Origin of the sequence: Confluentibacter flavum, from assembly GCF_002843175.1 — a bacterium.
GTDB classification, from domain to species: Bacteria; Bacteroidota; Bacteroidia; order Flavobacteriales; family Flavobacteriaceae; genus Confluentibacter; species Confluentibacter flavum.
The window spans coordinates 150,221-163,508 of the sequence record NZ_PJEO01000016.1; the positions used below are offsets into that span (position 1 = coordinate 150,221).

The window sequence follows — 13,288 nt, forward strand, 5'->3', positions numbered from 1 at the left end:
TTTAATTACCTTTGTGTAACTAAATACCGCACATATGATATATTCAATGACAGGTTACGGAAAATCTGTTTTGCAGTTACCAACAAAAAAAATAACCATCGAGTTAAAATCCTTAAACAGCAAAAGCTTAGATTTAAATACCCGAATGCCCTCAATTTACAGGGAAAAAGAATTGGATATTAGAAAAATTCTAGCCGATACCTTAGAGCGCGGTAAAATAGATTTCTCCATTTTTATTGAAGTAACTGCTGAAGACACCTCAACCCAAATTAATGTGCCTGTTGTAAAACAATATATCAATCAGCTTAAAAAAGTAGTAGATGGTGATGAATTGGAACTATTAAAAATGGCGGTTCGTTTTCCAGATGCTTTAAATACGGTTCGCGAAGAAATTGATGAAGAAGAATGGAAAGCCATTCAAACCGAAATTACTAAAGGTATAAGTGCCTTAAACAATTACCGTCTTAATGAAGGCAAAGTGCTTGAAAAAGATTTTAATAATCGCATTGTTATTATTAGCGATTTATTGGATAAAGTTATAGCGATGGATCCCGCGCGTATTGAAGGTGTTAGAGAACGTTTGCTAAAAGGTATTGAAGAATTAAAAGATAAATACGACGAAAACCGCTTTGAACAAGAGTTGGTTTACTACATTGAAAAATTTGATATTACTGAAGAAAAAGTCCGCTTAAAAAACCACTTGAATTATTTTATAGAATCTATAGATTCAATTGATTCCAACGGGAAAAAATTAGGCTTTATAAGTCAGGAAATGGGTAGGGAAATCAATACCATTGGGTCTAAAAGCAATTATGCGCCCATGCAACAACTCGTAGTTCAAATGAAGGACGAATTGGAAAAAATAAAAGAACAATTATTGAATGTTTTATAGAAAAAAGACAATAGAACATAGATAATAGAATGTCCCACTGAGCATTAGCGAGAAACAAAATATATTATGTTGCGAAGCTAGCAAGTAAAACTTGTCGAAGTGCTTAAAAATTAAAAATTTGGCTAATCAAGAAACCATAAAACAAGGCAAACTCATCGTGTTTTCAGCACCATCAGGTTCTGGAAAAACCACTATTGTAAGACACTTATTGGGCATTGATGCCCTAAATTTAGAGTTTTCCATTTCAGCAACCTCTAGAGAAAAACGGGGCGAAGAGGTCGATGGAAAAGATTATTATTTTCTATCTACAGAAGCTTTTAAATCTAAAATAAAAAGCGAATCTTTTTTGGAATGGGAAGAAGTCTATCGCGATAATTTTTACGGCACTTTAAAAAGCGAAGTGGAACGTATCTGGGCAAAAGGCAAACACGTTATTTTCGATATTGATGTGTCTGGCGGGTTACGTATCAAACGAAAATTTCCAGAACAAACTCTAGCTGTTTTTGTAAAACCACCAAGTATTGACGAGCTTAAAATCCGCTTAAAAAAACGCAGTACCGAAAGTGCCGACAAAATAAACATGCGTGTTGCCAAAGCATCTGCGGAATTGGCAACGGCTCCTTTATTTGATGTCATTATTGAAAACGACGTTTTGGAAAACGCCTTAAAAAAAGCTGAAACACTGGTTGGTAATTTTTTAAAATCATAAACAATGAAGGTTGGCTTATATTTCGGTTCTTTTAATCCCATAAATATTGGTCATTTGGTCATCGGTAATTATTTAGCCGAGCATAGCAATTTAGACCAAATTTGGTTTGTGGTAACGCCCCATAATCCGTTTAAAAAGAAAGATACCTTGCTCGATAATTACCAACGTTTGGAAATGGTTTATCTCGCCACCAAAGACTATCCAAAACTGAAACAATGCGATATAGAGTTTGGTTTACCGCAACCTAATTATACCGTAAACACGCTCGCCTATTTACAGGAAAAGTACCCGCAACACGATTTTTGCTTGATTATGGGTGAGGACAATTTAAAGAGTTTCCATAAGTGGAAAAACTACGCGGTTATATTAGAAAACCATGATATTTACGTGTACCCAAGAATATCAGAAGGGCCTATAGAAACCCAATTCGATAATCATAAAAAAATTCATCGTGTAGAGGCGCCTATTATGGAATTATCTTCCACCTACATTCGCAGTGCCATAAAAAAAGGCATTAACGTACAACCCATGTTGCCACAAGGTGTTTGGAAGTATTTAGATGATATGAATTTCTATAGGTAACCTTAAAATTGTTTGTTTTCATTTTTTAAAACAAACCCACCACTAAACTTAATTAAAATGAAAAATCTATTTCTTGCCATCCTATTCGTTTTACCAATTTCCATATTTGCACAAAAAGCAAAGGACACCATTCGGTTGTTCTATTTGGGCGGACAGTCCAATATGGAGGGATTCGGTTATAATAAAGATTTACCAAAAACGCTGAACCAAACATTTAAGAATGTTTATATTTTCCATGGAAATTCTGTAATTGATGGTGATACATCTGGAGGTTTGGGTTACTGGAGCGTGTTAAAACCAGGTCATGGTATCGGTTTTCAAACCGACGGCAAAACCAACCAATATTCTGATAGGTTTGGCATTGAGTTATCGTTTGCCAAACGCATGCAAGAACTCTATCCAAACGATAAAATCGCGCTTATTAAATACTCTAGAAATGGTTCCAGCATCGATAGTTTAGCGGCCAGTTCTTTTGGTTCTTGGGATGCAGATTTTAATGGTAAAAACGGTATCAATCAATACGATCATTACCTAAAAACCATTAAAAACGCCCTAAGAGTAAAAGACATTAATAATGATGGCAAGGAAGATGTGTTGGTGCCTTCGGGGATTTTGTGGATGCAAGGGGAATCGGATGCCGATAAAACCGAGGAGATCGCTCTTCGCTATTACAATCATTTAAAACGTTTGATGGACTTGATGCGTGCCAGTCTGCTAACCGATGATTTACCAGTAATAATTGGAAAAATATCCGACTCGTTTAACGATACCGATGGTAAAGTTTGGGATTATGGCGATTTGGTGCAATATGCCCAAGAAAAATTTGCCAAAACCGATGGCAATGCTGCCATTATAAGAACCACAAAATATTATAAATACTCTGATAAATGGCATTACGATAGTGCTGGGTTTATAGATTTTGGAGAGCAATTTGCTAATGAATTCCATAAACTGGATTCCAAATAAATTTTATTCCTATAAAATATTGATATGTTAAACTTTTGAATTAGTTTAGATTAACTATCAAAACTGAAAATATTTACATATGAAAATCAACACTATTTTAGAAAGCATAGGCAACACGCCTGTGGTAAAATTGTCCAAATTATTCCCGAACGCCCATGTGTGGATGAAACTCGAAAAAGCAAATCCGGGAGGCAGCATTAAGGATAGAATTGCGCTGGCGATGATTGAAGATGCAGAAAAGAAACATATTTTAAAGCCTGGTATGGAAATCATCGAGCCTACTTCTGGGAATACCGGTATCGGTCTGGCCATGGTTGCCGCCGTTAAAAACTACAAGCTTACTTTAGTTATGCCAGAATCTATGTCTGTGGAAAGACGTGCATTAATGGCCGCTTATGGTGCTCAACTGGTACTTACGCCCAAAGAATTGGGTCTCAAAGGTACTTTAGCCAAGGCAGATGAATTGGTTGCCCAAAATAAAAATGCTTGGATGCCTTCCCAATTTACCAACCCAGCCAATCCAGAAATTCACCGTAAAACGACGGCTTTGGAAATAGCCAACGATTTTCCAGAGGGCATCGATTATTTAATTACTGGGGTTGGCACAGGTGGTCATATCACAGGCATAGCGGAAATTTTAAAACAAAAATTTTCCAACTTAAAAGCAATAGCTGTAGAGCCTAGTGATTCTCCAGTTATTTCTGGTGGCGAACCAGGACCACACCCATTACAAGGCATCGGGCCAGGTTTTATCCCTGAAGTATTGAATACCAAAATACTAGATGGCGTTTTTAAAATCACCAAAGAAGAAGCCTTTGCCGAAGTTCAAAATATTGCAAAAACAGAAGGCATATTAGTGGGTATTTCCACAGGTGCTTCATTGGCTGCCGTTAGGAAACAGTTAGAAACAGCCGATAATAAAACAATCATTCTTACCATAAATTATGATACTGGTGAACGTTACCTTTCTATTGAGGGGCTTTTATAATAAAAAAACATTTTATTTTAATCCCACAATAAAATCTACAAGTATAGCGGCTAAATTGGCTGTGCTGTTATCAATATCTAAAGTTGGGTTTAATTCTGCGATGTCACAAGTTATTACCTTATTGGTTTGAAATAAAAAAGGTAATAGTTTAAATAAAAAGAAAGGTGTAAATCCCATAGGAGACGGCGCGCTGACACCAGGTGCATAGGCTGATGAAAATGCGTCTAAATCAATGGTAATATATAAGTAATCATTTTTTTTAATAAATGGTATTAAACGGTTTTTTAGTGTTTTTAAATTTTCAACCGATGTATCACAATCATAATTAAACACATAATTTGCTTGCTTGCTTGCTGCGATGCTGAAGAGTTGTTTGGTATTAGATTGCTGCTGTATTCCAATAGCAAAATAGTCAACTGATTGATTTGTCTTCTTTAATTCAGAAATAATTTGATTAAATGGTGTTCCCGAATTAGGTGTGGTTTCAACAGGGCGTAAATCAAAATGAGCATCAAAATTTATAATGCCAATCCGCTTTTTGGCTGTACTTTTTACGGCGTCCCAAATGCCCATAAAATGACCATAAGCCATATCATGACCACCTCCAATGACTATTGGAAATATTTTTTGAGTTATTAACTTACTCACTGCTTTGGATAACGCTATTTGGCACGATTCCATATCATGTTCAACACAAATAACATCACCTATATCAGCAATATGTTTATTATGATGCACAGCAAGTTTACCAAGTCTTTCCCTTAGTGCTTTAGGTCCTTGAGATGCCCCTATCCTGCCTTGGTTTCTTTTGACGCCTTCATCACAAACATAACCTAATAAAGCGATATCTATTTTGGTGTCTTCATTCAGATCATTAACATGAATGAAGTCTATTTTTTGGCACCAATATAAAGCTCCTAAATCTGGATTAGACGATCTCCCCGACCAAAATATCTTTTGTCCAGGTTGATAATTAACATTCATTTGATGATATAAATCCGCTTTCAAAATCTTTAATAATTAGATTATTTCTGTTCCCTTTAAAAACACTTTTTCTATTTGAGACGAACCAAATGCATACGGTATAAAACCGTAAGAACTTATTGGTTTGGTTAAAATTAAATTAGCTTTTTTACCAACGGTAATCGAACCAACTTCTTTTTCTAAACCCATAGCATAGGCTCCATTTATCGTAGCTGCATTAATAGCTTCTTCTGGTGTCATTTTCATTTTTATACACGCAGTAGATATCACAAAATTCATATTTCCTGAAGGAGAAGACCCTGGATTATAATCGGTTGCCAAAGCTAAAGGCAACCCGGCATCAATCATTTTACGTGCTGGCGTATATGGAATACTTAAAAAGAAAGAACATCCCGGTAAAGCAACAGGCATGGTATTGGAATTTTTAAGTGTCTCGATATCTTCATCTCGCATCTCTTCTAAGTGATCGACAGAAAGGGCATTATATTTTACACCAGCTTGTACACCACCGAAAGAGGTAAATTGATTGACATGAATTTTAGGTATTAATCCTTGTTTTTTTCCTGCCTCTAAAATTAATTCAGTGTCTTCAATAGAAAAATAGCCTGCTTCACAAAACACGTCTATATATTCTGCAAGTCCTGCTTCTGCAACTAACGGTATCATTTCATCAATGATAAGGTCTACATAGCCTTTCTTATTGTTTTTGTATTCATTCGGAACGGCATGAGCTCCTAAAAATGTTGCCTTAATTGGTATCGCATAATTTTGTTTTAAGCGTTTGATAACACGTAGCATTTTTAATTCAGATTCTAAAGTTAAACCATAGCCCGATTTAATTTCTATAGCACCAGTTCCTAAAGCGATAACTTCTTCTAAACGTATTTTGCTTTGTTCATATAATTCGTCTTCAGAGGTTTCTTGAAGTTTTTTAGCGGAATTCAAAATGCCACCACCTTTATTAGCAATTTCTTGATAGGACAAACCCTTTATTTTATCAATAAACTCATGTTCTCTATGTCCTGAATAAACTAGGTGCGTATGGGAATCACACCAAGTTGGTAATAGCATTTTTCCAGTGGCATCAATAACCTCATCGGCTACTATGTCAGGGCAATTCTTCATCATGCCAAAATCTGAAATAATACCATCTATCACTAACAAATAGGCCTTTTTAATAGTTGGTAATTCGTTCATCGCCTTACCAGAAACAAATACAACTGTCTTATCTCGTACCTGAAGTAATTCCTTTATATTTTTAAATAAAATGCGCATTAAAATAAATTTTCGATGAGTTGATTGTCTACTAAATTAGCGATAGTTATCTTTAAATTTGGTGTTCTGTCCATTTCTCGTTTAATAGCGAATAAGGCTTCTTTATTTCTAGCCCAGCTTCTTCTAGCGATGCCATTATTTACATCAAAAAACAACATGCTTTTTAATCTGGCTTCGGCTTCTATGGTGCCATCTAGCAACATCCCAAAGCCGCCATTTATCACTTCGCCCCAGCCAACACCGCCGCCATTATGAATAGAAACCCATGTGGCGCCCCTAAAGCTATCACCAATTACGTTATGAATGGCCATATCTGCAGTAAATTTACTGCCATCATAAATATTAGAGGTTTCTCTATAAGGTGAATCGGTGCCACTTACATCGTGATGATCTCGTCCTAATACAACAGGGCCAATAACTCCTGCTGCTATAGCATTATTAAAAGCTTCCGCAATTTTTGAGCGTCCTTCTGCATCGGCATACAATATACGAGCTTGCGAACCAACCACCATCTTATTTTTTTTGGCATCTCTAATCCAAGTGATGTTGTCTTGCATTTGCAACTGAATTTCTTCAGGCGCTTGTTTCATAATATTTTGTAAGACCTCCATGGCAATATCATCGGTTTTGTCTAAATCTTCCGGTTTTCCAGACGTGCAAACCCAACGAAATGGTCCGAAACCATAATCGAAGCACATAGGGCCTAAAATATCTTGAACGTAAGACGCATATTTAAAATCAGCATTATTTTCTGCCATAACATCTGCTCCAGCTCGAGATGCTTCTAGTAAAAAAGCATTACCATAATCGAAGAAATAGGTTCCTTTTATCGAGTGTTTATTTATAGATTTCGCATGTCTGCGCAACGATGATTGTACCTTTTCTTTGAAAATAATAGGGTCTTCTCCGATTAATCTATTGGATTCTTCATAGGATAAACCAACAGGATAATAACCACCTGTCCAAGGAATATGTAATGAGGTTTGATCTGAACCTATATGAATAAAAATGTCTTCAGCATCAAAACGTTCCCATACATCAACCACATTTCCAATAAACGCCATTGAGACAACTTCCTTATCTTTTTGTGCTTCTTTCACACGAACAACCAAATCGTCCATAGAATCAATAAGCACATCTACCCAACCTTGATTGTAGCATTTGGTAGCTGCTTTTTCATTCACCTCAGCACAAATAGTAATACAACCAGCTATATTTCCAGCTTTGGGTTGTGCCCCACTCATGCCTCCCAAACCAGCGGTTAAGAATATTTTACCCGCTGCTGTATCTTCTTTTTTCAATACTTTTCTAAAAGCATTCATGACCGTAATTGTGGTTCCATGAACAATGCCTTGCGGACCAATATACATAAAAGAACCCGCTGTCATTTGTCCGTATTGCGTAACACCAAGTGCGTTAAATTTCTCCCAATCATCTGGCTTAGAATAATTTGGAATCATCATACCATTAGTAACAATAACTCTTGGTGCATTTTTTGAGGATGGAAATAACCCCATGGGATGTCCAGAATACATATGCAATGTTTGCTCTTCGGTCATAGTTGCTAAATACTGCATGGTCAATAAATACTGTGCCCAATTTTGAAATACTGCACCATTGCCACCATACGTTATTAATTCTTCTGGATGCTGCGCCACCACCGGATCCAGATTATTCTGAATCATAAGCATAATGGCTGCCGCTTGCGAACATTTAGCTGGATATTCGGAAATCGCTCTAGCAAAAATGTTATAGGCTGGCTTAAAACGATACATATAAATTCTGCCGAAATCCTTCAATTCTTGAGCAAATTCTGAAGCCAATGCTTCATGCCATTTTTTAGGAAAATATCTTAAAGCATTTCTAATAGCCAACTGCTTTTCTTCTATTGATAAAATATCTTTACGCTTAGGCGCTCTATTAATATCTAACGGATAATTATGTTTTGGAGGCATTTGAGTGGGAATGCCTTGAAGTATAAGTTCTTTAAACGTCATAACTATTTTTAATTATTTTAATTGTTTTGCATTTTGAAAAAAAAGGGGGTCTCTATACTAAATTTGAAATAAAACATGTGTAAAATTCAATCGAACTGAAAATCCTTTTTTAAAATACATACCCTATTATTTTACTATAAAAGCCTGGTTTTTAACCATCATAATCAACGTATTGATATCATCTTTAAGCATACGGTCTTCTTCTAATTTGGCTACTTTACTTCTTATAATCCTAAAGTTTTTTTCTATAATATCAGAGAACGTATTTGGTCTTCTAAACTCCATGGCCTGTGTTGCATACATGAGTTCGATGGCTAATATTTTTTCAATATTTCCCAAAATCTGATTGAATTTACGCCCAGAGATACTTCCCATAGAGACATGGTCTTCTTGCCCTAATGACGTTGGAATACTATCTGCCGAAGGCGGAAAACATAACGATTTGTTTTCTGATACCAATGCAGCCGTTGTGTATTGCGGAATCATAAATCCTGAATTTAATCCACCACTGGCGGTTAACAATCTTGGTAATCCGTATTTACCTTCAATTAATAAATAGCATCTTCTATCGGAGATATTCCCTAATTCTGAAGCTGCTATAGATGCATAATCAAGAGCCATGGCTAGTGGTTGTCCATGAAAATTTCCTCCTGAAATTGCTTCCTTTTCACTTAACACAATAGGGTTATCGGTTACAGAATTCATTTCAATGTCTGCCAATTCATTGAGGTGATAATAAGCATTTCTAGAGGCTCCATGCACTTGTGGGATACAACGCATAGAATACGGGTCTTGAACACGCTCGCAATTTTCATGCGATTTTATATTCTTGGAGTCTTTAAACAACATACGCATGCGTTTAGCAACTTCCATACTACCCTTAAATGGACGAATACTATGCAACAATTCTTTAAAAGGTGATTCGCTACCTTGATAACCTTCTAAACTCATAGCGCCTGCAACATCTGCTAAATCGAGTAAATACCTCATTTTATTTAAGCCTATAATGGTATGAGCCAATATAAACTGTGTACCATTTATAAGCGCTAAACCCTCTTTTGCCAGTAATTGAATGGGCTGTAAGTTGTGTTGCTTTAAGACCTCTTTTGCTGGCATAATGGTATCTTCAACCCAAAACTCGCCTTCGCCAATTAATGGTAAAAAGAGATGGGATAATGGCGCTAAATCACCTGATGCTCCCACCGAACCTTGCTCGGGTACTACTGGCAATAAATCATTTTCTATAAAATAAATAATACGATCTATAACTTCTAAACGAATGCCCGAAAAGCCACGACTTAAAGCATGTACTTTACAAATCATCATGATTTTTGATAATTCTTTGGCAATAGGATTACCAACGCCAACGGCATGTGTTATTAATAAGTTTTTTTGAAGCAAGCTAGTCTCTTCTGGTGAAATCTTCACATCACATAAAGGCCCAAACCCTGTATTGATGCCATAAACAGCTTTAGCACCATTGGCCATTTTTTCTACTTTAGCTCTGCAATCATTTATTTTAGAAATGGCATAGTTAGACAAAGTTGCTTTCAGGCTGCCATTTGTAATAGCCATGACTTTATCTACTTCGAGTCTGTCGGTTCCGTATGCAAACATATCTTTATTTATAATAAGTTGAATTTTAAGCCTCTAAATACAAAATTATCAATAAATTTGATGCTTAACAAGACTATGTTAACACAATATTAATAACCATGAGTTATCAAATAGAGCTTAGGCATATACGTTATTTTTTAGCAGTTGCCGATACCTTACACTTCAGAAAAGCCGCTGAAAAACTTTTTATTTCGCAACCTGGATTAAGCCGGCAAATTAAAGAAATGGAAGACCAGTTAGGCATCACCTTATTTGATCGCCATAACCGACAAGTGTTATTAACCAATGCCGGTTTATATTTAAAACAGGAGTTATCAAATAACCTGAAGAGTTTAGATGCTATTTTAAATCATGCCAAATTATTACAAGCAGGTAAAGATGGGCAATTAAGTTTTGGTTATGTCGGTTCTGCTATGCAACACATTATACCCGAATTACTATTAAAATTTACACAAAACCACCCAAGTGTTTTATTTAGTTTAAAAGAAATGGACAATCAAAAGCAAATAGAAGGCTTGCTTGCTCAGGATATTGATATAGGGTTTGTAAGGTTAGAACGCGTGCCAAGAGGCTTAGAAATTTATCCGCTTTTAAAAGAAACCTTTTGCTTGGTATTGCCCAAAGACCATCCTATTGACCGTTCCAATTTTAAAAATATAGCACAGTTAAAATCCGAACCATTCATATTATTCGACCCAGAATATAGTGCGTCGTATTATGAAAAAGTCATGGAGATTTTTGATGAGAGTGGTTTTAGCCCTATGGTGTCTCATAATACCATTCACGCAGATTCCATTTATAAATTAGTAGAACATAAATTTGGCGTGTCTATAGTTCCCAAATCACTGCAGACCGTAAACAATGATTCCATAAAATTTATTGAATTAGATACCATTTCACAACGCACCGTATTATCTGCCGTGTGGGACAAAAACAATATAAACCCTATGTTAGTTCATTTTTTGAATTTAATTAAATGAGCTTGATTTGCTACAGAAAAAGAGATAAGTTCATTTCGACATCTGATATAAAACATGAAAACGATTTCATATCATTATAGTTAAAGGAGCCTCTCAAAATATCTTCTTTTCCAAACCACAACCTTAATCCCTTAATAACAATATGTTAACCTATATTTTAAATATAGGTCGCACCTTTGTGGTTTTATAATACAACTATTTGCGAAATATCTATTTTAAGCAAATGATGATCCTGATAAATCATCAATCTACTCTAGTAGTAAAAGTAACTACTTATTTAAGTGGCTACTCACCTTCTCTCCAATTCAAAATACATAACAACCAAATCATCATACCAACGCATGAAAAAAAGAGCTGTTGATATTGTTGTCATTTCCGATGTGCATTTGGGCACTTACGGATGCCGCGCCAAAGAATTATTAAAATACCTAAAGTCCGTTAAGCCAGAAAGGGTTATTCTAAATGGCGATATTATAGATATTTGGCAGTTTAGCAAACGCTATTGGCCAAAATCGCACATGAAAGTTATAAAACACATTACTTCATTAATATCTAAAGGCGTCGAGGTAAATTACATCACAGGAAACCATGATGAGATGCTTCGGAAATTTGTAGGGTTTCAATTGGGTACGTTTAGCATTTCTAATAAAGAATTGCTGGAACTGGATGGTAAAAAAACCTGGGTGTTCCACGGTGATGTGTTCGATGTCACCATGCAACACTCCAAATACATCGCAAAACTGGGCGCTGTGGGTTACGATTCTTTGATTTTACTGAATAGCGCCATCAACTTTTTTGCTTCTAAATTTGGTAAAGGTCCTATCTCGATGTCCAAAAAAATAAAGAATGGCGTGAAATCGGCTATAAAATTCATTAATAATTTTGAAAAAATTGCTGCTGATATTGCCATTGAAAATAATTACGATTATGTGGTTTGTGGTCACATTCATCAACCAGAAATAAAAAAAATAGAAACTGCTGAAGGTTCTGTGATGTATTTGAATTCGGGCGATTGGGTGGAGAATTTAACCGCTTTGGAATATTATGATAACAAATGGCATTTGTTCAGTTTTAAAGACCATGTAACGGTTGAAGACGGTACTTATTCTGATGAAGATGATGAAGACGAAGAGCTATTGGAAACCAAAGATCTATTTCAAAATTTAATGAAAGAATTTCAAACCGAATCGAAACAGCTCAAAACAAACGTTTTATAATCAGCCCCAAATGAAAATACTATATGCCATTCAAGGTACCGGTAACGGACATTTAAGTAGAGCGCGCGACATCATTCCTATTCTCCAAAAAAAAGGTGTTGTATTGGATATTCTTATCAGTGGCACTCAGGCCGATATTAATCTGCCTTATCCCATAAGCTATCAATTAAAAGGATTGAGTTTCATTTTTGGCAAAAAAGGCGGTGTAGATGTTTGGAAAACCTATTTTAAAGCTAAAACCATGCGTCTTCATAAAGAAATAATGAGTCTTCCTGTTGAGAATTACGATTTAATTATAAATGATTTTGAACCTGTATCGGCTTGGGCCTGTAAATTAAAAAAAATACCATGTGTTAGCTTAAGTCATCAATCTGCCGTATTATCACCTGAAGCTCCAAAACCCAAAAAGAAAGACCCATTAGGAAAACTCATTCTTAAAAAATACGCGCCAACAACCAAACAATATGGATTTCATTTTAAGGCTTATGAAGATACCATATTCACGCCCGTTATTAGGCAAGATATTAGAGGTGCTAATTGTACAACGGGCGACCATTATACGGTGTATTTGCCTTCTTATGATGATGAAAAAATATTGAGCATATTATCTAAGATTAAGGATGTTACTTGGGAGGTATTTTCAAAACACAATAAAAAAATAGTTTCAGATAAAAATATCACGGTACAGCCTATTACCAATGAAGCTTTTATAACTAGTATGGCGACCAGCAAAGGCGTTCTTTGTGGTGCTGGCTTTGAAACGCCTGCCGAAGCCCTTTATATGAAAAAGAAATTGTTAGTCATCCCTATGAAAGGACAATATGAACAACAATGTAATGCCGCAGCTTTAAAAGATATGGGCGTACCCGTTATAAAATCCTTTAAAAAGAAATACCTTAAAAATATTAAAGATTGGATAGATAGTGATACAATTATTGAGGTTAACTACCCCGATATTACAGAACATATTATAGATAAGATATTAGAAGAAAATCTATAGTTCATGTTATTCAATTAATCTAATTAATTCCAAATACGTTATCGGTTTGATTGATTTGCAACAAGCAAATTGAATTGAGAA

At 35.6% G+C, this 13,288-nt stretch carries 12 protein-coding genes; 8 read left to right on the top strand and 4 right to left on the bottom strand.

The genetic code is table 11. From position 1 onward, the window contains the following. The first annotated feature begins 34 nt into the window (after positions 1–34). The 5 genes from CSW08_RS05810 to cysK all read left to right on the top strand — a co-directional run bounded on the left by CSW08_RS05810 (position 35) and on the right by cysK (position 4,137). Complete coding sequence (locus tag CSW08_RS05810; RefSeq protein WP_106658960.1) at positions 35–892, top strand: YicC/YloC family endoribonuclease; 858 nt, start codon at positions 35–37, stop codon at positions 890–892. A gap of 136 nt (positions 893–1,028) precedes the next feature. Then, complete coding sequence (gene gmk / locus CSW08_RS05815) at positions 1,029–1,601, top strand: guanylate kinase (RefSeq protein WP_106659023.1); 573 nt, start codon at positions 1,029–1,031, stop codon at positions 1,599–1,601. 3 nt (positions 1,602–1,604) lie between these two features. Next, positions 1,605–2,183, top strand: a complete 579-nt coding sequence (nadD, locus tag CSW08_RS05820; RefSeq protein WP_106658961.1) for a nicotinate (nicotinamide) nucleotide adenylyltransferase — start codon at positions 1,605–1,607, stop codon at positions 2,181–2,183. A 57-nt stretch (positions 2,184–2,240) separates the two neighbouring features. Continuing rightward, the gene (locus tag CSW08_RS05825; RefSeq protein ID WP_106658962.1) at positions 2,241–3,149 is read left to right on the top strand and encodes a sialate O-acetylesterase; all 909 of its coding nucleotides are present in this window, start codon (positions 2,241–2,243) and stop codon (positions 3,147–3,149) included. A gap of 79 nt (positions 3,150–3,228) precedes the next feature. Next, positions 3,229–4,137 (top strand): cysteine synthase A, encoded by a 909-nt coding sequence (gene cysK / locus CSW08_RS05830; protein ID WP_106658963.1) that lies wholly within the window; start codon positions 3,229–3,231, stop codon positions 4,135–4,137. 12 nt (positions 4,138–4,149) lie between these two features. On the opposite strand, the gene hutG is transcribed toward cysK, so the two are convergent. The 4 genes from hutG to hutH form a co-directional block, all read right to left on the bottom strand. Then, positions 4,150–5,145, bottom strand: coding sequence for a formimidoylglutamase (gene hutG / locus CSW08_RS05835; RefSeq protein WP_238987207.1), 996 nt, complete (start codon positions 5,143–5,145; stop codon positions 4,150–4,152). Positions 5,146–5,157: 12 nt separating this feature from the next. After that, positions 5,158–6,396: an imidazolonepropionase gene (gene hutI, locus CSW08_RS05840; RefSeq protein WP_106658965.1), complete on the bottom strand. Its 1,239-nt coding sequence runs from the start codon at positions 6,394–6,396 to the stop codon at positions 5,158–5,160. Continuing rightward, on the bottom strand, positions 6,396–8,393 hold the full coding sequence (locus CSW08_RS05845; protein WP_106658966.1) for a urocanate hydratase: 1,998 nt from the start codon (positions 8,391–8,393) through the stop codon (positions 6,396–6,398). Before CSW08_RS05845 ends, hutI begins: the two co-directional genes overlap by 1 nt. 126 nt (positions 8,394–8,519) lie before the next feature. Next, positions 8,520–10,010 carry a histidine ammonia-lyase gene (gene hutH, locus CSW08_RS05850; RefSeq protein ID WP_106658967.1) on the bottom strand — a complete coding sequence of 497 codons (1,491 nt, stop codon included), beginning with the start codon at positions 10,008–10,010 and terminating at the stop codon, positions 8,520–8,522. Positions 10,011–10,108: 98 nt separating this feature from the next. On the opposite strand from hutH, the gene CSW08_RS05855 reads away from it, so the two are divergent. The 3 genes from CSW08_RS05855 to CSW08_RS05865 all read left to right on the top strand — a co-directional run bounded on the left by CSW08_RS05855 (position 10,109) and on the right by CSW08_RS05865 (position 13,207). Then, positions 10,109–10,990: a LysR family transcriptional regulator gene (locus tag CSW08_RS05855; RefSeq protein WP_106658968.1), complete on the top strand. Its 882-nt coding sequence runs from the start codon at positions 10,109–10,111 to the stop codon at positions 10,988–10,990. 341 nt (positions 10,991–11,331) lie between these two features. Then, the gene (locus CSW08_RS05860; protein WP_106658969.1) at positions 11,332–12,207 is read left to right on the top strand and encodes a UDP-2,3-diacylglucosamine diphosphatase; all 876 of its coding nucleotides are present in this window, start codon (positions 11,332–11,334) and stop codon (positions 12,205–12,207) included. A 10-nt stretch (positions 12,208–12,217) separates the two neighbouring features. After that, positions 12,218–13,207, top strand: a complete 990-nt coding sequence (locus tag CSW08_RS05865; RefSeq protein WP_106658970.1) for a glycosyltransferase family protein — start codon at positions 12,218–12,220, stop codon at positions 13,205–13,207. Positions 13,208–13,288 lie beyond the last annotated feature (81 nt).